The organism is Pseudomonas sp. Irchel s3h14, assembly GCF_900187425.1.
Taxonomy (GTDB): Bacteria; Pseudomonadota; Gammaproteobacteria; order Pseudomonadales; family Pseudomonadaceae; genus Aquipseudomonas.
Genome location: NZ_FYDJ01000010.1, coordinates 63,944 through 83,063, shown reverse-complemented (window position 1 = coordinate 83,063; position 19,120 = coordinate 63,944). Strand labels below are relative to the sequence as shown.

Sequence of the window (19,120 nt, the reverse complement as noted above, 5' to 3'; positions counted from 1 at the left end):
GCGGACGGGTTCATCAGGCGGCGCTGGTAGCGAGTTGCTTCAGCTGTTCAACCTTGATGAACGACTCTTCCCTGGATTGCAGGATGGCCATGGCCTGGGGCTGTGTTTCGAGCAGCGGGCCATTGGCGATGTGGGCCAATTTGAGCAAATGCCGGCCTTCGTAGATGTTGTGATTGACCAGCACATCAAGGTTTTCCGCGACATTGGGCAGCTCTTCGTCAGTCGGCTCGCCAAATGCGGCGTATTGCTCATCGACCCAGTAGACCCAACCCAATCGTTCTTGAACCTTTGGTGCATCGTCCGGGATGTTGAACGCTGAGACGTCGCCCAGCCATTCGAGTTCCGAGGTTGGGGCCCAGGCCAACCAATTACCGTTGCCGGCACCGAAATGAGACGGGGCAGGGGTGTAGACGTGATGCCACGGACCGAAGAGCTGGTGCGAGGTTTCGCTGGCGGTGTAGGCCAGTGCGGCCCACAGGCTTGGCTTGTGATAGCTCAGCAGGCTTTGGCCGCCGGAGCCGTCGTTGGCGCGTAACAGCCAGCGCGCATGGGCCAAAGCCTTGACCGGGTCGTCAGTGGTCAGGGCGATGCCGGAAAAGTTTTCTTCACAAAGCTTTGCAGCTTCGGCGGCCAAGAGGCTGCCCCATGGAGCGTTGAGCCACAAGGGGCCGTCAGCGGCGATCTCGGCGAAATCGGTGCCAATGAACAAACCTTGGGAGTTCATCGGTTCGCCGACACGGTAGAGGCGGCTCATGGCCTCAGGCTGGCGGGTGCGGTCGATGATGAAGCACAGCGTCTGGTTCGACGGTTCTCTTGGCAGTTGCTCGAACGAATGGCGGGGTTCGGCGAGGAGGGCGTTCAACGCTTTTACATGCATGTGCAATCCTTACGGCTACAGGCGCCGTTGCTTTGTTTGCCGCACAACGGAGTGATTCCGGACTCGTTCAAGCGTTTTGGCAGTGGTATCGGGACTTTGCCGGCCTTATCTGCATCCGCGACCTTCATCGGCCCCGGCAACAACGGCGCAGCAGGCGTCCCCGAACCTGGCCCACCGCCGGAGTTGACCTTCACCTGCGCACCACTAATGGTCACGCCCCCCGCGTCAATCTTCACAAAGCTCCCGCCAGCCTTGGCCGTCAGCTCCATGCCGCCCTCAACCACAACCTTTTCCCCAGCTTTGTAGTGAATCTCCTGACCCGCCTCAACAAACTGCGCCGTCCCCACCTTCACATGCTGAGTAACGGCAACCGTCAGGTGATCATTAGCCCGGGTTTCAGTCTTACGGTCGAGGTGGGTAATCCGATGCTCTTCAACCTTGAACTCGCTTAAAACATTCGCCTCAACGGTGTCATGCCGCTCATTGCCGATGCGAATCTTCTGATCATGCTCAATGTTTTCATCCCAATCCCGCTGGGCGTGCAGATAAATCTGTTCCGCACCTTTCTTGTCTTCAATCCGAAACTCGTTGTAACCCTTGCCGCCCGGTGAACTCAGGGTCTTGAACGTGCTGCGGGTCTTGTTCGCCGGCAGGTCGTACGGGACGACGTTTTCCTTGTGGTACAGGCAGCCGGTGATCAGTGGTTGGTCGGGGTCGCCTTCCATAAACGACACCAGCACTTCCATGCCGATGCGCGGGATGGCGATGCCGCCGTAGGCGCTTCCGGCCCAGCCGGTGGCGACGCGCAGCCAGCAGCTGGTCTTGTCGTCGGCCTGGCCTTCGCGGTCCCAGTGGAACTGGACTTTGACGCGGCCGTACTCGTCGCAGTGGATTTCTTCACCCGCAGGGCCGGTGACGATGGCGGTCTGGCTGCCCAGGACTTTGGGTTTCGGGTGTTCGAGGGCAGGGCGGAAGTGCGCGTCCCACGGGGTGGCGAGGAAGCGGTTGCGGTAGCCCTGGTGGAAATCGTCTTTGTTCTGGGTGACGTCGCTGGTGACGTTTGCGCCGAGCACTTGCGGCTGTTTGCCTTCGTGCTGCACTTCCAGCAGCAGCCAGAGGTCGTTCCACTCGGCGCGCGGGTGTTCGCTCAGGGCCATGAAGTGGCCGCTGACCAGGGTTGGCTCGTCGCCTTTGCCTTCGGCAAGTTTGTAGTCGCTGCGATGGCGTTCCAGGGCGCGGGTTGCCAGTTGCTTGCCGCGTTCGCGGTCGGTGAAGCGGCCGGGGTAGTCGTAGTCTTCCAGGTCCGGGGCGAATTCGCTTTTGGCGGCGCCTTCGGGAAGGATGCGCGGTTTCTCAAAGTCGTAGTCGCGGCGGCTGACGCGGGTGGTGCGGGTTTCCAGGCGCAGGTTGAAGCGCTTGATCACCGGTTTCTCGGCGGCCATGCCGGAGTCTTGCTGATAGGCCACGGGCGCGAGTTTGCGGAACACCGTTTGGTCATCGCCGAACACCAGTTTGTGGCCGCTGGCACTGTGCTGGAAGTGGAAGTGAATGCCTTCTTCTTCGCACAGGCGCTGGATGAAATGCAGGTCGGATTCGTCGTACTGCACGCAGTAATCGCGTTCCGGGTAGATCGCGCCGAGCTGGAAGCTGTAGGCGTCGGCCAGGATGCCGCGCGCTTCGAGGACCTGCGCGATGATCTTCGGCACACTTAAATGCTGGAAAATCTGCTGGTCATGGTTGTGCCGCAGGTAGGCGAGTTGCGGCACCAGGCTGATGCTGTAACGGGTCAGGCTTTTGCCGGAGTCGCCTTGCTCGATGCGGTACACCAGGCCGTGGATGATGCCTTTGCCGGTGGCGCCGAAGGTCAGGCAGCCGGGCTTGTGCAGCAACTCTTCGAGTTTCAGGTCGGGGCGCGCGCTGACCAGTTCGATGTCGAAACAGAACGGCTGATTGAGGGTTTCGCGACCGACGAAGCTGAGTACCTGAAGGTCAACGGAAACGCCTTCCAGCGTGAGGGAAATATGGGTTGCGTTCGCGTCCAGCATGCCTTTAATTCCGTCCTTTGAATAAGCTGGGGCGGATGGTGCAGGATTAAAGCGCCTCGTTCAAGGAAACGAACAGTCATTTACCGACTAAAGTCGTCTGTAGCCCGTAACAGCCTTCTGCCATCATCGCCGCTCACTTCTGTGTGTCCACTTCATCCTGGCAAGTTACTTGTCCGGGGCGAAGGCTATTTTTTTGGCTTATTGCGCCTTGCGCAAACACCGGTTAGCGAGCTCAAGTAAGTGGTGCAGAGCGGGACGTTCAAAGATGTCAGCCTGCGGTTGCGCAATGCGACGTACCGGACGAACTACGAGAAGTTTGCCCGGGATGTCGATGAGACCCGGTTGATTGTGAGTTACAACTTTTCGGTGCTCTAAATGATCGTTCCCACGCTCCGCGTGGGAATGCAGCCCGGGACGCTCCGCGTCCCTTTCGCGAATTGGAACGCGGAGCGTCCCTTGAGGCATTCCCACGCGGAGCGTGGGAACGATCAGTCAGGTGAGTTGCTGGCGATATGGCAAGTCCGGCCCGGTCTTGCTGCACGTCAGCGCCGCCGCTTGCACTGCAAATTTGAGCATGGCGTCGATCTGCTCAAGACTCAGCGATTGCACGCCTTCAACCGAATCCAGTTGCTGCTCGGTCAGCCAGGTAATCAACGCCGCCTGGAACGTATCGCCAGCGCCCACGGTGTCGGCGATTTTCACTGAACTCGCCGGCACCGACCATGAACCATGGGCACGGCTGAACACCGTCGCCCCCTCGCCACCACGGGTCAGAAACACCAACTGACAGCGATGCTGCAGCCAGCCTTCAATCACCCGTTGCGGATCCTGCTCGGGGTACAACAGGCTCAAATCCTCATCGCTGACTTTGATCAGGTCGGCCAGCTCAACCAAGGTTGCAACCCGCGAACGCCACAGGTCGATATTTGGCTCAGGATTGAGCCGCACGTTGGGGTCAAGGCTGATCAAGCGTTTACCGTTTTCACGCTGCACCAATGCCAACAGTGTGTCGGCAATCGGTTGCACCACCAGCGAGAACGAGCCGATGTGCAAGCCGCGCACCTCAGGTCCCAGTTCCGGTAGATGCTCCAGTTTCAGCTGCCGATCAGCGCAGCCTTCACCCCGGAAGCTGTAATGCGGTGAACCATTGGCACCGACGGCCACCATCGCCAGGGTCGTAGGCGCAGCGAAATCCACCAGGTAATCCGGGCGCACGCCTTCATCCTGCAACACCTGCTGCAAGCGCCGGCCGAGGTAGTCGGTGGACAGGCCGGCAAACAGTGCCGCATCCACGCCCAAACGACGCAAACCCACCGCGACGTTGAACGGCGAGCCGCCGGCAATCGCCTTGAAATTCACTTTTGAAGCCAGGCCGCTGGCATCGTCTTCACTGAAGAAATCGAACAGCGCTTCGCCACACACCAGGTACATAGTTATTCACTCTTCAAAGGGTTGCGACATGCTGTTGATAGCGTTCGTAGGCCTGCTGACAGGCCGCCACATTGACTGCGATCGGCAAGGTTTCGCTGGCTGGATCGAGCTTCACGCAACGCTCGCAAAGGTCCGCCAGACTGTCCTCGTGGCCGTTTTCCCAGGACTTGCACCACGCCGCCTGAATCGCGGCGCCGAGGGCCGCGGCTTCGCTTTGTTCGGTGCAGATGACCGGGGTGTTCATGATGTCAGCGACGATCTGGCGCCACACCGGGCTTTTCGAGCCGCCGCCGATCAGGCAGATGCTGCGGCTTTGTAAGCCATTCTGACGCAGCAGGTCCAGTCCATAACGCAAACCGAAGGTCGTGCCTTCGACCACCGCGCGGCACAGGTTGGCCTGAGTCAGGTTGGTCATCGTCAACCCCAACAGACTGCCGGTGGCATGGGGCAGGGCGGGGACGCGCTCGCCGTTGAGGAACGGCAGCATGCACACACCTTCGGCACCGATTGGCGCTTGCTCAACGAGGGCATTGAACTGCTCGATATCCAGCTCGAACAGCTCGCGAATCACCCCGGTCGCGTTGGTCAGGTTCATGGTGCAGATCAGCGGCAGCCAGCCACCACTGGAGGAGCAGAACGTTGCGACTGAAGCGTCCGGACTGACCTTCGGTTGATCCGCATAGGCGTACACCGTCCCCGATGAACCGAGACTCATGGTGATAGCGCCGGGCTTGATGTTGCCGGTGCCGATGGCGCCCATCATGTTGTCGCCACCGCCGCTGGAGACCAGCGCCTGCGGGTTGATGCCCAGGTGTTCGGCGATGCTCGGCAGGATCGTGCCGACGGCTTGATGAGCGTCGATCAGCTCCGGCAGCGCGGCTTGCAGTCGCCCGGTGGCATCGATGTCACGCAGCAGCTGCAAATCCCACTGGCGGCTGCGCACGTTGAAATAGCCCGTGCCCGAGGCGTCGCCGTACTCGCTGCAACTGCGGCCGGTGAGCCAATAGTTGAGGTAGTCATGGGGCAGCAGGATGCGCGCGATGCGAGCAAAAATCTGCGGGTGTTGTTCTTTGGTCCAGAGCAGTTTTGAGACGGTGTAGCCGGGTGCGATCACAACGCCGAGGCGTTCCAGAGAGCCTTTTTCGCCACCCAGATGGGCAAGCAGACGGTCGTTTTCCGGGGTGGATTCGGTGTCACACCAGAGTTTGGCCGGACGCAGCACCTGGCCCTGATCGTCGAGCAGAACCAGCCCGTGTTGCTGGCCGGAAACGCCGATGCCGAGGATGTCCTGGCCGTCGACCTTGGCCGCGAGCAATGCACGGCGGGTGGCAAGCGCGAAGGCTTCCAGCCATTGGGAGGTGTCTTGCTCGCGGCGGCCATTGGCGCCACTGATCAAGGTGTGTGCGGCGGCACCCTGGCCCAGCACTTGACCGCTGACGGCGTCGAGGATGATGGCTTTGGTGCCTTGGGTGCCGCAGTCGATGCCGAGGAATAGTTGTTGGTTTGCCATGGATACACCCTGCCGAAGATCGTTCCCACGCTCTGCGTGGGAATGCATCAATGGACGCTCTGCGTCCGCTCCTGGATGGGACGCGGAGCGTCCCGGGCTGCATTCCCACGCAGAGCGTGGGAACGATCAGTTGGCGAGTACTCGTTCGAGGGTTGTTGTCACGCCGACATCGCGCAAGCTGTTACAGCACCACTCAAACGCCGCCACGAATTCCGGCGAATGCGGAATCGCTGTACCAAAAATCTCCTCAACCTCCAGCAAGCGCTGCGTGATCAACGCATCATCCGCCACCAACGCCTGACAAAACGCCGCCCGCGGATCAGGAATGCTGTAGGTTTCGCCATTTTCGTCCACGCCCTTCAAATACAACGCCCAAGCGGCCACTACCAGTGCCGCACGCGTCGTCTCTCGTCCATCAGCAATCAATCGATTGATCGTCGGCACGGTGAACTTCGGAAACTTCGACGAACCGTCCGAACACACGCGCTCCAACTGATCGGCAATCGCCTGGTTGGAGAAGCGCGCCTCCAGGGTGTTTTTGTACTCGGTCAGGTCAATCCCCGGCACGGCTGACAGTTGCGGGGTCACGTCCAGGTCCATGTAGGCACGCATGTAGCGCACGAACAGCGGGTCGTTCATGGTTTCGTGAACGAAGCGGTAACCCTTCAAAAACCCCAGATAAGTGAGCGCCAGGTGACTGCCGTTGAGCAGTTTGATTTTCATCTCTTCATAAGGCGTGACGTCGTCGGTGAACTGCACGCCGACCTTTTCCCAAGCCGGACGACCGTTGACGAACTTGTCCTCCAGCACCCATTGCACAAACGGTTCGCAGACCACCGGCCAGGCATCGTCGATAGCGTGTTTATCGTGCAGTTGCAGCTTGTGTTCGGTGCTGGTCATCGGCGTGATGCGGTCGACCATCGCGTTGGGGAAACTCACGTGGGTGGCGATCCAGTCCCGCAGATCGGCATCGCGCAGGGCGGCGAAAGCCAGTAACGCCTTACGAGTGACCGCGCCGTTGTGCGGCAGGTTATCGCAGGACATCAAGGTGAACGCGGGCGTGCCGGCTGCACGGCGTTTGGCCAACGCGGCGCAGAGAAAACCGAACACGGTTTTCGGGGCGTTCGGGTGTGCCAGATCGTGCTGGATCTGCGGCAGTTGGGCCATGAACTCGCCGTTGCTGTCGTCGATGCAGTAGCCGCCTTCGGTAATGGTCAGCGAAACGATACGGATCTCGGGGCTGGCGAGTTTGTCGATCAACGCTTGCGCGCCGTCTTCAGCCAGCAGCATGTCGCGAATCGCGCCGATGACCCGAACTTCAGTGTCGTCGGTATCCCCAAGCTCGAACAGGGTGAAGAGGTAATCCTGCTCTTTGAGATCATCCCGGGCACGACGGTCTTCGGCGCGCAGGCCGACGCCGCAAATCGCCCAGTCCAGGCCTTCGCCGGTATTCATCAACGCATCGGTGTAATACGCCTGATGGGCGCGGTGGAAACCGCCGACGCCGATGTGCGCGATGCCTTGACGCGTGTCGCTCAGGGCGTAGGCGGGCAGGGCCACCTCGGGGGCGAGGCGGTTGAGGTTCTGTTTATTCAGTTTCATCACATGCACTCTAAAATCAGGCCGCAGCGCGCAACGGGCGGGTCAGCGCTACACCGTCGGCATCGAATAAGTGGCAGTGCTCGGCGTCCAGATGCAGGCTTAGCGACTCGCCATAACGGCTGGCCAGGTCGCCGCGAACGCGCATGGTCAAGGCTTCGCCGGACGAGGTCACCACGTGGCAGAAGGTGTCGCTGCCCAGGCGTTCACTGACGTCGGCCGTGACCTGCAAGGTGCAGTCGCCGGTTTGCGCGAGGTTGAGGTGTTCAGGGCGAATGCCCAACGTCACCGCGCCGCCGACACTCAGGTTGGCACCGCTCAGCGGCAACGTGATGCGGGTGCCGGCGTTCAGCAGCACTTCGCAGCTCTGGCTTTCGACGCGGGTGACTTTGCCCTTGAGGAAACCCATTTTCGGCGTGCCAAGGAATCCGGCGACAAACAGGTTGGCCGGCTGGTGATACAGATCCAGGGGCGAGCCGACTTGTTCGACTTTGCCGCCATTGAGTACGACAACCTTGTCGGCCATGGTCATGGCTTCGACCTGGTCGTGGGTTACGTAGATCATCGTGGCTTGCAGTTCTTTGTGCAGGCGCAACAGTTCCAGGCGCATCTGCACGCGCAGGGCGGCGTCGAGGTTGGACAGTGGCTCGTCGAACAGGAAGATTTTCGGATTGCGCACGATGGCGCGGCCGATGGCCACGCGCTGACGCTGTCCGCCGGACAACTGTTTCGGCTTGCGTTCGAGCATCGGCCCGAGTTCGAGGATGCGTGCCGCTTCGCCGACTTTCTTCTCGACTTCGGCTTTCGGGACGCCGGCCAGGTCGAGGGCAAACGACATGTTTTTGCGCACGCTCATGTGCGGGTACAGGGCGTAGGTCTGGAACACCATCGCCAGGTCACGCTTGGCCGGGCTGACTTCGGTGATGTCGCGGCCATCGAGCTCGATGGTGCCGCCACTGACTTCTTCCAGGCCGGCAATCAGGCGCAGCAACGTGGATTTGCCGCAGCCCGACGGGCCGACGAACACCACGAACTCGCGGTCGTTCACTTCCAGGTCGATGCCTTTGATGATGGAAAAGCCTTCGAAGCCTTTTTGCAGATTCTTGATTTTCAGGTTGGCCATGATGGCGCTCCTTTTGTGCTTATTCTTTGAGGGCTATTTCACGGCGCCGAACGACAGGCCGCGGACCAATTGTTTCTGGCTGATCCAGCCGAAGATCAGGATCGGCGCACAGGCCAGCGTCGACACCGCCGACAACTTGGCCCAGAACAGACCTTCGGGACTTGAGTAGGAGGCGATCAATGCGGTCAACGGCGCGGCTTTCGACGAAGTCAGGTTCAAGGACCAGAACGCCTCGTTCCAGCACAGGATCAGCGACAACAGCACCGTGGAAGCCAGACCGCCCTTGGCGATCGGCAACAGCACCCGGACCATTTCCTGCCACAGCGTGGCACCGTCGAGGCGCGCGGCTTCGAGGATGTCCTTGGGGATGTCTTTGAAGTAGGTGTAAATCATCCAGACCACGATCGGCAGGTTGATCAGCGTGTAGATCACGATCAGCGCGATGCGCGTATCGAGCAGGCCGAAACTCTTGGCCAGCAAGTAGATCGGCATCAGCACGCCCACCGGTGGCAGCATCTTGGTGGAGAGCATCCACAGCAGCGTGCCTTTGGTGCGTTGGGTTTCGTAGAACGCCATCGAGTACGCCGCCGGCACCGCGATCAGCAGGCACAGTGCTGTAGCGCTGAACGAAATCACCACCGAGTTCCAGGCGAAGCTGAAGTAGTCGCTGCGCTCGTTGATGTGCAGGTAGTTCTCCAGCGTCGGCGTGAAGATGAACTGCGGCGGCGTGGCGAACGCATCGATTTCGGTTTTGAAACTGGTCATCACCATCCAGAAGATCGGGAAGAAGATCAGGATCGCGATGGCCCAGGCCAGGGTGCCGAGCAACAGGCTTTGCAGACGGCGGGATTGTTGAAGGGTCATGGCGCAGGCCTCAGGCTTTGTCTGTCAGGTTTTTGCCGATCATGCGCACCAGCACGATGGCTGCGATGTTGGCGATCACCACCGCGATCAAACCGCCGGCGGACGCCATGCCGACGTCGAACTGCACCAGCGCCTGGTTGTAGATCAGGTAGGCGAGGTTGGTCGAGGCGTAGCCGGGGCCGCCGTTGGTGGTGGTGAATATTTCGGCGAACACCGAGAGCAGGAAGATGGTTTCGATCATCACCACTACGGCAATCGGCCGTGCCAGGTGCGGCAGGGTCAGGTGCCAGAAAATCGCGATCGGCCCGGCACCGTCGAGGCGCGCGGCTTCCTTCTGCTCCTGGTCGAGGGACTGCATGGCGGTCATCAGGATCAGGATCGCAAACGGCAGCCATTGCCAGGACACGATGATGATGATCGACAGCAGCGGGTAATGCGCCAGCCAGTCCACCGGCTGCGCCCCGAACAGCTTCCAGACGTAGGCGAGAATCCCCGACACCGGGTGGAAAATCAGGTTCTTCCAGATCAGCGCACCGACGGTGGGCATGATGAAAAACGGCGAGATCAGCATCACCCGCACGATGCCGCGACCGAGAAACTCACTGGCCTCCAGCAGCGCACTGATCAACACGCCGAACACCACGCTGATCAGCAGCACGCTGCCGACCAGCAACAAGGTATTGGTGGCGCCGGGCAGGAAACCCGAGTCGCTGAGGAAGTAGCTGAAGTTCTCCAGCCCGACGAACTCGTTCTCACCGGGATAGAGCAGGTTGTAGCGGATCAGCGAAAAGTAAACGGTCATACCCAGCGGCACGATCATCCACAGCAGCAACAACGCCACCGAGGGGCTGACCAGGAACCAGCCGGGGTTGGATAACCGGCTTTTACGCACCGGTTGGGGAATGTCCATGTGAGCTTTGGCAGTTGAAATATTCATGGCGATAGAACCGATTGAGAACAAAAGCAGATGTAACGCGAAACCTGTAGGAGCAAAGCTTGCTCGCGATAGCCACGACGCGGCTCGTCTGATGAACCTCGTTATCGTTCATCGCGAGCAAGCTTTGCTCCTACAGGGATTGGGGGTTACTTGGGGTAACCGGCGCGCTTCATTTCACGTTCGGTGGTTGACTGGGCAGCGGTCAGGGCCTGGTCAACCGTGGTCTGGCCGATCAGTGCCGCCGAGAACAGTTTGCCGACCTGGGTGCCCACCGCCTGGAATTCAGGAATGGTCACCAACTGGATGCCGATATACGGCACGGGCTTGAGGGTCGGCTTGCTCGGGTCCGCGGCTTTCAGCGATTCAAGGGTCACCTTGGCGAACGGCGCAGCCTTCATGTACTCATCGCTGTACGTTGAAGCGCGAGTACCTGGCGGTACGTTGGCAATGCCGTCTTTCTCGGCAACCAATGCGCCGTACTCCTTGGAGGTGGCCCAGGCGCTGAAGGTTTTCGCGGCGTCCTTGGCCTTGGAACTGGTCGGAATCGCCAGCGCCCAGGAATACAACCAGGCCGAGCCTTTGTCGGTGGTCTCGTGCGGTGCGTAGGTGAAGCCGACGTGGTCGCTGACCTTGCTTTGGGTCTTATCGGTGACGAAGGAGCCGGCGACGCTGGCATCGACCCAGATCGCGCACTTGCCGCTGTTGAACAGCGCCAGGTTTTCGTTGAAACCGTTGCTCGACGCACCTGGCGGACCAGATTTCTTCATGGTGTCGACGTAGAAGTTCAGCGCGTTTTTCCACTCGGGGCCGGTGAATTCCGGTTTCCACTGCTCATCGAACCAGCGTGCACCATAGGCATTGGCGACGGTGGTGATCAGCGCCATGTTCTCGCCCCAGCCGGCCTTGCCGCGCAGGCAGATGCCGTACTGTTCTTTATCCTTATTGGTGAGTTTGCTGGCGAATTCGCTGATCTGGGTCCAGGTCGGGTGCTCGGGCATGGTCAGCCCGGCTTCCTTGAACAAATCGGTGCGGTAATAGGTGATGGAGCTTTCGGCGTAGAAGGGCAGCGCGTAAAGCGAACCCTTGACCGACAGACCTTCACGCACCGATGGGAACACGTCGTCGAGGGCGTAACTGGCCGGCAAGTCCTTCATCGGCTCCAGCCAACCTTTGGCACCCCAGAGTGCGGCTTCGTACATGCCAATGGTCAGTACATCGAACTGTCCGCCCTGAGTGGCGATGTCGGTGGTCAGGCGTTGGCGCAGGACATTTTCTTCCAGTACCACCCAATTGAGCTTGATGTCCGGATGCTCGGCCTCGAAGGTTTTCGAGAGTTTTTGCATGCGGATCATGTCGCTGTTGTTGACGGTGGCGATGGTCAGGGTCTGGGCGCCGAGGCTGACGCTGCTGAGGGTCATGCAGGTGAGGGCAAGCAGAGCTTTTACAGAAGGTTGCATCGTGCACTCCTTTTCTGCACCCGGCGGGTACAGAAGGACAGTTATTGTTTTTGTGTCTTCCGACGGCAGGAAGAATGTGCACTGATTACAGCCTTCAATTGATGACGTGACAAATCATCCATCGCACTTGGATCGATACTATTTTGCACTGGTGTTTGGAGGGAGAGGTGCAGGGAACGGCTTTTTAACGGTTAGACCCTATGGATTCCGTACAGGTTTTCGGGCGTTTAACCCAGGTTCTGCTCAGTCAACCGTTGCACGGCCAACCGCCGGTAATGGGACGGCGTCATGCCCTTGAGTTGCTGAAAACGCCGATTGAAGTTGGAAATATTGTTGAAGCCCGATTCGAAACAGACATCGGTTACCGGTTTGTCACCGTCGGCCAGCAGCTCACAGGATTTGCTGATGCGCAGTCGATTGACGAATTCGATGAAGCAGCGGCCGGTGGCTTGCTTGAACACTCGACTGAAATAAGTAGGCTTCATGCCCAAGTGCTCGGCGACTTCCTCCAGCGGCAGTTCACGGGCGTAATGCGCGAAGATGTAATCCACCGCCCGGTTGGTGCGATCGATATTGTGCTCGTCGGCCAATTGCGGTGTCGTGGCCCCGGACAGCAGCTGATAGTCGTCAGAGGTCGCCAGCAACTCCAGCAGAATGAAAAAGTGCCCGAGGCGTGTCACGCCTTGGGTATCGGCGATGCGCTGCATCAAAGACATGGCCTGGCGAATGGTGCGCTTGCAGCGAAACTCGATGCCGTACTGGGCGCGCTCCAATAGCGGCGCCAGCGTTTTGAGCTCGGTAAACACCAAGTGGCCGCTGTCGAATAACTCATCCGTGAAGTTGACCAGCATGTCGCGCTTGGGCACCACTTCGTCTTCGGCTACCTGGCTGATCCAGTTGTGGGGCAGGTTGGGGCCGGTGAGGAATAGCGATTCTGGATAGAAGTTGCCGATGTAGTCACCGATGAACACTTTGCCGGAGCTGGCGACGATCAGGTGCAGTTCGTATTCCTTGTGAAAATGCCAACGCACCAACGGGCAAGGAAAACCGTGCTGGCGGTAGATGATGGACAACCCGTTGTGGTCGTCCATCAGTTCGTAGGAGGGGTCTGTCACGCGGGCTGTTCGAGTCATGTCAGGGCGCTTTTCTTGTTATCGCTATCCGATCATGCCTCTTTTGGCGCCTGCTGTACCAGCCTGCCACGACTTTGGCTTAGGCCGACCTGTGCAACCTGTCTCCGTAAACCGCTTTCATGCTGGTGGCGCTCCAGCAGTAGCGGACAATATCCGCCTCGTCAAAGAAATCGGTGCTGATGATGCTGCACCGGGTGACCCAGTCGCGGGTGGTGTGGAACCAGTCGTTGATTTGGCTTTTGATGTGCTGCGGGCCACCCAACAGCGAATAGCACGTCGCCGGCAAAGACCAGAGAAACGTGTCGTAAGGCGCCCCCACAAGGATGGTCTGAATATGCGATTGCAGATCGCTGGTGTCGGTGAATACCTTGCCGTTCCATTTGTGAGGTATATACGGCCAGAAATACTCACTGTCGAGTCCGGGCTTCGCCTGTGCGGCCATGACAATGCGGCGCTGCGAACTGGCGCGCTTGAGCTGTTCCACGGTACTGCGCGCATCCGAAGGACGGATCAAGCGCGAGCCCAGGCGGCGCATCAGAAAATCATTGAATTGTCGGTAGTCGAAAGGCTTCGCTGCATCCCCTAACTGGTGGAAGTCGAGGACGATGAATTCGTCCGGGTTTCGGTCGAGGAATGACGTGACCGCGTCGATCAGTTCATCAAGAATGCGGTGGGACTGATAGCCGTTGTGATGGAAGTAAAACACCGGTACTACCGGGCCGGCGGTACAGCCAAGCCGGATATCGAACGCCCGTGCGCCGTTGGCCAGTTGCCAGGCAAATGAGTCGTTCTGGCACGTCGTCCAGTTGCCGACCACCACCTCATAGTTGGGCGCTTTTTTGTCCATGCCGGCGTTGTGCGTGCCGGGCCAGATAATATCAGTCAGCTTCAACTGGTCGATATCCAGTACGTTGCTCATCCATTTCTGTTTGTCGAGTGTGGTTGCTGTATTGCGGGTCATGACAGTTCCTTGTCGTTGATTCGCCCCATCCGTGGGGAGAAGAAGTTCATGTGTCGGATGTCATGACCCAGCATAGAAGTGCGAGGCAGTATTGCCAGCGCCGGAAACACTTACACAAGAATAGCTATTTGATGGCGCGAAAATTGTTAATTTCGCTTGCTCGCTTTCGTCAGGTTTACAGTTCGGCAATAAGAGACAATGTTGGACTCTTCAATAAAATCGACATTGATGATGTTGCACTTTGACGCCCAGTCGCTTTTCTTCGGATCGAACCAGGAATTAAGCTCGTCATGAATATCCACGGGGCCGCCGAGAGCGCTGTAACTGGTGGCGGAAAGCGACCACGGTGCCCATGTGCCCGGCGGGTATTTCAGCACGTTAATAATGTGCTTTTCCAAGTCCGCGGCATTGGTGATGCCGCTGCCAGACCATTTGTGCTCGATCTGCTCGTGAAATACTTTTTGATCAATAGCACTGTGCCATGGGGTCGCGACCAGTATCCTTTGCAGTGGACTGATTTGCTTGAGTCTATTAAGGCTCAGGCCCTGGTTTTGGGCAGGAATCATCCGATGGCCGATAAACCTCAACATCATGTCGTTGAAGTATTTGAAGTCAAATGGATGCTCGCCGTTCTTGAGTTGGTGAAAATCCAGAATGACAAACTCATCAGGGTTTTCCATCAGGAATCTATTTAGATCGGTTACCAGGTTCACCAACGTGCGGTTAGAACGGTGACTGTTATGTAAAAATATGAATTTTCCTAACCCTGGGGCAGTGGCGTCATAAATCAAACGGGCATCAAGAGCTCGGGACCCATGACACAGTTGGCTGTAGAACGATTCATGCTGACAGGCCACCCAGTGGGCGGGAGGACCGAAAAACGGCCAGGACGCTTTCCAGTCGCAGCCAGCATTATGAGTGCCAGGCAGAGTCAGTTCGCAAAGCGATAAAGTGTCAATGGCCGGCGTCGCGGCCATCCAGTTATTATTGGCGTAGTTGCTCATTTAATGCATCCTTGCATTAATGTATAAGGAAAGTTAATGGCGCCGAACTTAACGGGTAAGGTGTAAGTTCGGTTGATTATTTATAAGGAGGGTATTAGGCTTGGTCAATAACAGTGATAATGCAAAATGTTTGTTGTTGGTGTGAGCTCTATAACGGATTTCGATTCTTCGCTTCAATCCATTGCGCCATGTATTGTGTACTTTTATGGTGGTGATGACGCAACATACTTCCCGTAAAGTTATCGCTTCTAAGTTGTGCCAGGTGTTGTTGGCAATACAACAACTTTTCGATCAGTGCCGGACCATGTTCCGATTGTCGATAACGATCGGCCAGCAATGCCTTCCCTTGGGATTGGGCGTCCGTCCACAGAGCCTCGTCCTTGTACAGCTGAACCGCGCAATTGGCGAACGCCTGTGCCGTGCGGGTCACAGCACCCGGCCAGAGATGTTCGCCATGCATCGCTTCTGCGCCGATTGGCGTTGTGATCGTGGGCGTGCCACACAACATGGCGTCGACAATTTTGCCTTTGATGCCGGCACCGAAGCGTAGGGGGGCCAGACAAATCCGTGCGCCAGACATGACTTTTAATGCATCTTCCGCCCAGTTCATTACATGAAAGCCCTGGCCGGGGTTGTGCAACGCAGTCGCTTTGGGCGGTGTGTAAGCACCGTAAATGTGCAATTGAGCCTTTGGCAGCTGTTCGCGGATCAGCGGCCAGATAGTGGTTTTCATCCAGAGCACGGCATCCCAGTTGGGCGCATGACGGAAGTTGCCGATGCTGAGAAAGTGCGCGCGGTCTTCAAAAGAAACCGGTGGCACGCTCGGTAGATCGACCATCAGCGGGCACCAGTGCAGCAAGTGGCGCGGCAGTTTGAATTGCTCGACCAGCAACTCGATCTCCACTTCGGAAACCATCAGATTCAAGTCGCAACGATAAATCGCTGCGATTTCCCGTTTAGCCAGATCGGTCTCGGCCATGAGTTCGAACTCTTCACGCAACGCCGGGGCGAACAAATCGTTGAAGTCATTGACGTCGTCACTGGCCTTCAATCGCTCTTTGAGGCGTTGATGGCGGGCATCTCGCAGGCTTTGCAGGTCGGAGGTCTCAAGCACGCGCAAGGCATCGGGGCAGTGCTTCTCAACTCGCCAGCCGAACTGTTCTTCCATCATGAAACGATCGAACAGAACGATATCCGGGGCCAGTTCGCTGATGAACGTGTCGAAACTGCTGTTGTTCAATTCGATCGGGATTTCGCGAATGCCCAAGACCGTCAGGTCTGCCCGGTGTTCACCGGTGCCGGCCGGGCTACTGAAAGTAATGTCCCAGCCTTGCTGCAAGAAGGTCTCGAGAATTTGCATCATGTGCCCGCCGGCCGCCGAAGAGCGGGGCTCGGGCCAGACGTAGCCAATGACCAGGACTTTGGTTGCGCGGGGCTGAGTCATGAGAGACGTTCCTTGATACGAACAGAAGGTTGAAGGTAAGCAAGATGAGATTAAACCACAGTCGACTGCACTATTTTTCATCCCGTTAGCATTGTGACGTGTTCTGAACTAAGCCAATTAGTTAAAGGGCAGGTGTCCACGCATTGTCGCGCTCGCGACTTATTTCGGTTTGCCTTAAGTAATTTGTATGTTCTGGTAATGGTTGTTAACAACTAAGGCGTTCTAAATTTGCGTCGAGTTCTATACGGTGCACTCTCTATTTTTATGAGGAGAAAGAGTGATTGGCTCTTGGCCTCAATGATGAGTATGGAGTTGTATTGATGATGAGTTCTATAAGTGTCAGTGAAGAATTTGAAGGAGAATATTCGTTGCTGTGGTTGCTGGATCCGCTGGACGAGTTTGCGGGAATCGAGCCCGCGCCACGTTTGGCCAGAACGAAGGCAGTTCAGGGGCCGGTGCCCGACGAAGAAGTGTTCGAGGATGTAAATATAAAAGAGTTGAGCAGTGAAATACTCGACGGATGTGTAAATGCTACCGATCCCGCAAGTTTCGATCCTGCCTACTTTATTCAGCGTCGCATTGAAGAGACGGTGTTTGAGTTTGTATCGGACCCAAAGCTTCTTTCGTGGATTACGCACGATGCGAAAATTCGGGTTGTATATGTTGAACCTGGACCGGTTAAGCGTAGCGACTCGCAGAGCGCTGAAAAAACCCCTGTGGACTGGAAGGAAAAAACATTTACGCTGGCGGAAATCTGCACGGATTACCATCATCGCGTCCTGAAGGATATAGGTTACAAGGAAGTAAAATGGCCGTCGTATTATCCTGCCGAGCTCGTTAAAACGTTTACCGATGCGGACTATCAAGCCGACTTTCGGCAGCACGTCGCTGATAATCTGCAACATCCGGCAGCACACGCCTTTGGAAGCCTGGTTAAAAAAACCGCACTCAACAAGCTAGTGGTTAACTACATCCAGAGTGATAAGAACTCCATGGAGAATCGGATTATTGCCTTTGAGTACCTCAAAGGCATCATTCCGCCACGGACTCTGAACTTGCACAGCGATCCGGATCTGGCGGTTGATAATGCGGTTTTCATTGGTCGCAGTAATCTTGATCGAGGGATATTGTTCTTTCTTGGAACGCAGGACTACGCAATAGAATTTCCCGCAGGACATGACGAGCGAGGCCATTTTTTAGAAAAAAACTCGCAACTGCAGAAATTGTTGTTAATGCGTGTCCCATTGAGTGCACAACAGAAGCCTTATGTTCAGGATTTCAAGTACCGAGGGAAGGAGTTTCCTCTTTTCGCAACGCGCCCCAATTATCGGGAAGTTGTATTCCAGTCGAGTACAGACATCGGCAAAGACCTCTTCGATCGACAGATCAAACGGGCTTTGTCGGATATCGATACATTGGTCTCGACACACTCGGAACGCATGACCGATATAGCCCTGGAGGCGGCTGGCTATCTGCTGCAATGCGTGGCGTTCGCCGTTTCGCTACCCTACGGTGGAGCCGGTGCATTGGCGTCCGCGCCGATCAGGATGTTGATTCCTTTCCTTCTGGGTCTGGGGGCTTCTGCAACCGATCTGATTCGAGCCGAGCTGTCGGACGACCCAGCAGAGGCTGACCGTTTGAGAATCAGTGCAGCGATCGGTGTTTTGGCGGAACTGGCTGGGCCGATTGCCGAAAAACTCCTCGGTAAAGCCCTGTCTATCGCCGCGAAGAAAAGAATCAGCCAAAGAGTGCTCGAGGCGCTCAAGCGCTCAAATAGACCTTCATTGGTACGCAGGCCCGCAGGCAGTATCAGCCATCAACTGGCAAGCACTACCGGCAAAGAAATACCCGGGGCAGGTCAGGGACTGGTTGTCGCCGGTTACCTGTCGGAGTTGATGGGTGGCCCTAATGTGGCTCAAAAACTCGCGACAGACTCACATGTGATCAGGCTTTCGGGGCCGGAAAAAGGTTACGTTTATCAGGGGTTCGTGTTCCGTGGCGACACGCGAGACCCATCGGTTGTCTTCGAAAAGGGCTTCACGCAACGGACCCCGATCAAGGACATCAATCAGGTCAATGGCTTCAAGGGCGGTTATGGAGGTGCCCATGACGCTCTGGACCTTGACGGTGCCGGTATATCGACTTCAGCGTTCTACAAGAAAGACGGTGCGGGCGCATTTGTGTATGGCGGTCAAAAAGGCGGGTTTACCTATTTTATTGATGCTCGCCAGTTAGAGGGGTTTCATTTGTATGCCAATACCGAACTGGCATTTCGTCCCAACTCCGGGTTGAAACAGCTACCCCCACTGGAGATCAACTACGCAGTCGATCTGCCACCCGCGTATATTCTCGGCGCCTATGACCCTACAGGGAGATTCATTCCCAATCCAAAAGCCATCGAACGGGCAATTAAAGCGAGCGGTGTCAGTCCGCTGGACGGGTTTGGGCGAGATACAGGGAAGAAAGTCGGTCGAGGGGTAGGCGTTGGTTCCGAGTTGGCCGGTGTGGACTTTGGCAATGAGGGCGTGGCTGATATCGAAACATCGCCCCCTGCGACAGACACAACTACGCCCCCCCCACGACCGACGACCGCAAAGGTCGACGCCAATGACATCAGCGCATTCAGGGCGCGGCAGGAGGCCAAGCGAAAACGTCAGAATTCCTGAGTCGGTTCACCGCTCAGGTCAGGCGTTCGCGAGAATGCCTTTGACCTTGTCGCGCAAAGAAAATGGATG

General features: G+C 57.3%; 14 protein-coding genes and 1 pseudogene. 2 read left to right on the top strand and 13 right to left on the bottom strand.

Annotation, left to right across the window (positions count from 1 at the left end; genetic code table 11):
- Positions 1–13: 13 nt before the first annotated feature.
- Both CKW16_RS19585 and CKW16_RS19580 read right to left on the bottom strand, forming a co-directional pair.
- Entirely contained in the window at positions 14–877 is an 864-nt protein-coding gene (locus CKW16_RS19585) for a DUF4123 domain-containing protein (RefSeq protein WP_095129888.1), read from the bottom strand.
- Positions 868–2,922 (bottom strand): type VI secretion system tip protein VgrG, encoded by a 2,055-nt coding sequence (locus CKW16_RS19580; RefSeq protein WP_095129886.1) that lies wholly within the window; start codon positions 2,920–2,922, stop codon positions 868–870. Before CKW16_RS19580 ends, CKW16_RS19585 begins: the two co-directional genes overlap by 10 nt.
- 240 nt (positions 2,923–3,162) lie before the next feature.
- Between CKW16_RS19580 and CKW16_RS19575 the strand changes: the two are divergent.
- Positions 3,163–3,297 (top strand): annotated as a pseudogene (locus CKW16_RS19575) (OprD family outer membrane porin); the annotation flags it as partial.
- Between the two features lie 117 nt (positions 3,298–3,414).
- Here CKW16_RS19575 and CKW16_RS19570 read toward each other — a convergent pair.
- From CKW16_RS19570 to CKW16_RS19520, 11 genes are all read right to left on the bottom strand, one after another.
- The gene (locus CKW16_RS19570) at positions 3,415–4,353 is read right to left on the bottom strand and encodes a carbohydrate kinase (protein WP_095129884.1); all 939 of its coding nucleotides are present in this window, start codon (positions 4,351–4,353) and stop codon (positions 3,415–3,417) included.
- 13 nt (positions 4,354–4,366) lie between these two features.
- The gene (gene xylB / locus CKW16_RS19565; RefSeq protein WP_095129882.1) at positions 4,367–5,863 is read right to left on the bottom strand and encodes a xylulokinase; all 1,497 of its coding nucleotides are present in this window, start codon (positions 5,861–5,863) and stop codon (positions 4,367–4,369) included.
- 126 nt (positions 5,864–5,989) lie between these two features.
- A complete protein-coding gene (locus CKW16_RS19560) occupies positions 5,990–7,465 on the bottom strand; it encodes a mannitol dehydrogenase family protein (RefSeq protein ID WP_095129880.1) in 1,476 nt (491 codons plus the stop codon).
- 16 nt (positions 7,466–7,481) lie between these two features.
- The gene (locus tag CKW16_RS19555; RefSeq protein ID WP_095129878.1) at positions 7,482–8,585 is read right to left on the bottom strand and encodes an ABC transporter ATP-binding protein; all 1,104 of its coding nucleotides are present in this window, start codon (positions 8,583–8,585) and stop codon (positions 7,482–7,484) included.
- Positions 8,586–8,618: 33 nt separating this feature from the next.
- Entirely contained in the window at positions 8,619–9,449 is an 831-nt protein-coding gene (locus CKW16_RS19550) for a carbohydrate ABC transporter permease (protein ID WP_046047128.1), read from the bottom strand.
- A 10-nt stretch (positions 9,450–9,459) separates the two neighbouring features.
- A complete protein-coding gene (locus CKW16_RS19545) occupies positions 9,460–10,386 on the bottom strand; it encodes a carbohydrate ABC transporter permease (RefSeq protein WP_046047221.1) in 927 nt (308 codons plus the stop codon).
- Between the two features lie 146 nt (positions 10,387–10,532).
- Entirely contained in the window at positions 10,533–11,843 is a 1,311-nt protein-coding gene (locus CKW16_RS19540) for a sugar ABC transporter substrate-binding protein (RefSeq protein ID WP_095129876.1), read from the bottom strand.
- A 227-nt stretch (positions 11,844–12,070) separates the two neighbouring features.
- Positions 12,071–12,976, bottom strand: a complete 906-nt coding sequence (locus CKW16_RS19535; RefSeq protein ID WP_095129874.1) for an AraC family transcriptional regulator — start codon at positions 12,974–12,976, stop codon at positions 12,071–12,073.
- A gap of 79 nt (positions 12,977–13,055) precedes the next feature.
- Positions 13,056–13,937 carry a phospholipase gene (locus tag CKW16_RS19530; RefSeq protein WP_095129872.1) on the bottom strand — a complete coding sequence of 294 codons (882 nt, stop codon included), beginning with the start codon at positions 13,935–13,937 and terminating at the stop codon, positions 13,056–13,058.
- A gap of 146 nt (positions 13,938–14,083) precedes the next feature.
- Positions 14,084–14,941 carry a phospholipase gene (locus CKW16_RS19525; RefSeq protein ID WP_095129870.1) on the bottom strand — a complete coding sequence of 286 codons (858 nt, stop codon included), beginning with the start codon at positions 14,939–14,941 and terminating at the stop codon, positions 14,084–14,086.
- A 148-nt stretch (positions 14,942–15,089) separates the two neighbouring features.
- Positions 15,090–16,385, bottom strand: coding sequence for a glycosyltransferase (locus CKW16_RS19520; protein WP_095129868.1), 1,296 nt, complete (start codon positions 16,383–16,385; stop codon positions 15,090–15,092).
- 281 nt (positions 16,386–16,666) lie between these two features.
- Here CKW16_RS19520 and CKW16_RS19515 point away from each other — a divergent pair, with 281 nt between their 5' ends.
- A complete protein-coding gene (locus CKW16_RS19515) occupies positions 16,667–19,051 on the top strand; it encodes a hypothetical protein (protein WP_256580523.1) in 2,385 nt (794 codons plus the stop codon).
- Positions 19,052–19,120 lie beyond the last annotated feature (69 nt).

What these genes read in the sequence shown, in the direction of transcription:
- CKW16_RS19585 (WP_095129888.1), bottom strand. Translation starts at nt 877, where the DNA reads ATGCATGTAAAAGCGTTGAACGCCCTCCTCGCCGAACCCCGCCATTCG.
- CKW16_RS19580 (WP_095129886.1), bottom strand. Translation starts at nt 2,922, where the DNA reads ATGCTGGACGCGAACGCAACCCATATTTCCCTCACGCTGGAAGGCGTT.
- CKW16_RS19570 (WP_095129884.1), bottom strand. Translation starts at nt 4,353, where the DNA reads ATGTACCTGGTGTGTGGCGAAGCGCTGTTCGATTTCTTCAGTGAAGAC.
- xylB (WP_095129882.1), bottom strand. Translation starts at nt 5,863, where the DNA reads ATGGCAAACCAACAACTATTCCTCGGCATCGACTGCGGCACCCAAGGC.
- CKW16_RS19560 (WP_095129880.1), bottom strand. Translation starts at nt 7,465, where the DNA reads ATGAAACTGAATAAACAGAACCTCAACCGCCTCGCCCCCGAGGTGGCC.
- CKW16_RS19555 (WP_095129878.1), bottom strand. Translation starts at nt 8,585, where the DNA reads ATGGCCAACCTGAAAATCAAGAATCTGCAAAAAGGCTTCGAAGGCTTT.
- CKW16_RS19550 (WP_046047128.1), bottom strand. Translation starts at nt 9,449, where the DNA reads ATGACCCTTCAACAATCCCGCCGTCTGCAAAGCCTGTTGCTCGGCACC.
- CKW16_RS19545 (WP_046047221.1), bottom strand. Translation starts at nt 10,386, where the DNA reads ATGAATATTTCAACTGCCAAAGCTCACATGGACATTCCCCAACCGGTG.
- CKW16_RS19540 (WP_095129876.1), bottom strand. Translation starts at nt 11,843, where the DNA reads ATGCAACCTTCTGTAAAAGCTCTGCTTGCCCTCACCTGCATGACCCTC.
- CKW16_RS19535 (WP_095129874.1), bottom strand. Translation starts at nt 12,976, where the DNA reads ATGACTCGAACAGCCCGCGTGACAGACCCCTCCTACGAACTGATGGAC.
- CKW16_RS19530 (WP_095129872.1), bottom strand. Translation starts at nt 13,937, where the DNA reads ATGACCCGCAATACAGCAACCACACTCGACAAACAGAAATGGATGAGC.
- CKW16_RS19525 (WP_095129870.1), bottom strand. Translation starts at nt 14,941, where the DNA reads ATGAGCAACTACGCCAATAATAACTGGATGGCCGCGACGCCGGCCATT.
- CKW16_RS19520 (WP_095129868.1), bottom strand. Translation starts at nt 16,385, where the DNA reads ATGACTCAGCCCCGCGCAACCAAAGTCCTGGTCATTGGCTACGTCTGG.